We start from the raw sequence: 1,448 nt of genomic DNA, 5'->3' as shown, positions 1-1,448 counted from the left end.
GGCCTCCAATCCAGCCAGCATCTTGAATCACAAACATCCGGCTTTGGGAATCCTACGATTCTCTCAAAATAGGAATCGCTCTAGCCCCTCCCCACAAGGGCGAGGGAGACTTCCGCTGGCGCCGACCCAAGCGAATCGCCTGTCTTTTCGGCGCCAAAGAAGAATTAAAGGCACGCGGCAGCGTTCCCTCCCCCTTGTGGGGAGGGTTAGGGTGGGGGTCCCTCTTCGCAAGAATCCATATGCGATAGCCCTGCCTTCAAAGGGGTAAGAAGCCTCAGAACTCGATCCCCTGCTGGGCCTTCACGCCCGCGGAAAAATGGTGCTTGGTCACGCCCATTTCGGTGACGAGGTCGGCCGCCTCGATCAGCGCCGGCTTGGCATTGCGGCCGGTGACGACGACATGCAGGTCCTCGCGCCGCGCTTTCAGCGCCGCAACCACCTTGTCGAGATCGAGATAGTCGTAGCGCAGCGCGATGTTCATCTCGTCGAGCACCAGCAGGCTGATCGACGGGTCGGCCATCAGCTCGAGCACCTTGGCCCACGCGGCTTCGGCGGCTGCGATATCACGCTTCAAATCCTGCGTTTCCCAGGTGAATCCCTCGCCCATCGCGTGCCAGACGACGCGGTCGCCGAAGGCGGCGAACGCATCCTTCTCGCCGGTGTGCCATTTGCCCTTGATGAACTGGACGACACCGACGCGCTTGCCGTAGCCGAGCATCCGCAGCGCCAGGCCGAAGGCGGCCGTGGTCTTGCCCTTGCCGGGGCCGGTGTTGACGATCAGCAGCCCCTTCTCGACCGTCTTGCTCGCCACCTCGGCATCCTGCACCGCCTTGCGCTTAGCCATCTTGGCGCGGTGGCGTTCTTCGTCCTTATCGTCGATGTCGGTCATGTCATTTCACCTTGAGCGGCAGCCCCGCCACCATCAGCAGCACCGTATCGGCAATCGCCGCGACCTGCTGGTTGAGCCGGCCGGCGGCATCGCGAAACCGGCGCGCCAGTGCATTGTCCGGCACGATACCTTGGCCGACTTCATTGGACACCACGAACCAGGGTCCGCGCGGCCGCGACAGCACCTCTGCCAATCGGCGGCATTCCAGCTCGAAATCGTGTTCGGCCAGCATATGGTTGGTCAGCCACAACGTCAGGCAGTCGACGAGTACCGGTTGGTTATCAGGCAAGGCGGCAAGCGCGCCGGCGAGATCGAGCGGTGCGTCGATGGTCGTCCAGCCTTCGCCGCGCTGCGACCGGTGCAGCGCGATGCGCTCACGCATCTCGTCATCCCAGGCTTGCGCCGTGGCGATATAGGTCCAGGGCGGCGGCAAGGCGGTCGCCAGGATTTCGGCGTGGGGGGGGGGGGGGGGGGGGGGGGGGGGGGGGGGGGGGGGGGGGGGGGGGGGGGGGGGGGGGGTTGGTCTAATGAGGGGCGGGCGGACGGGACGCGGGGGTCG

General features: G+C 65.3%; 2 protein-coding genes. Both read right to left on the bottom strand.

Annotated features, from left to right (window positions below; all coding sequences use genetic code 11):
• Positions 1-274 precede the first annotated feature (274 nt).
• On the bottom strand, positions 275-889 hold the full coding sequence (cobO, locus tag NKH95_RS33320; protein WP_352793877.1) for a cob(I)yrinic acid a,c-diamide adenosyltransferase: 615 nt from the start codon (positions 887-889) through the stop codon (positions 275-277).
• A 1-nt stretch (position 890) separates the two neighbouring features.
• Positions 891-1,337, bottom strand: coding sequence for a bifunctional adenosylcobinamide kinase/adenosylcobinamide-phosphate guanylyltransferase (gene cobU / locus NKH95_RS33315; protein WP_352678360.1), 447 nt, complete (start codon positions 1,335-1,337; stop codon positions 891-893).
• Positions 1,338-1,448: the final 111 nt, after the last annotated feature.

The organism is Mesorhizobium sp. M0848, from assembly GCF_040319805.1.
Lineage (GTDB): Bacteria > Pseudomonadota > Alphaproteobacteria > Rhizobiales > Rhizobiaceae > Mesorhizobium.
The sequence above is the reverse complement of the archived record's forward strand: the minus strand, read 5'-3'. Positions and strand labels throughout refer to the sequence as shown.

Coding starts and splice junctions, on each gene's coding strand:
- cobO (WP_352793877.1), bottom strand. CDS start 889: ATGACCGACATCGACGATAAGGACGAAGAACGCCACCGCGCCAAGATG.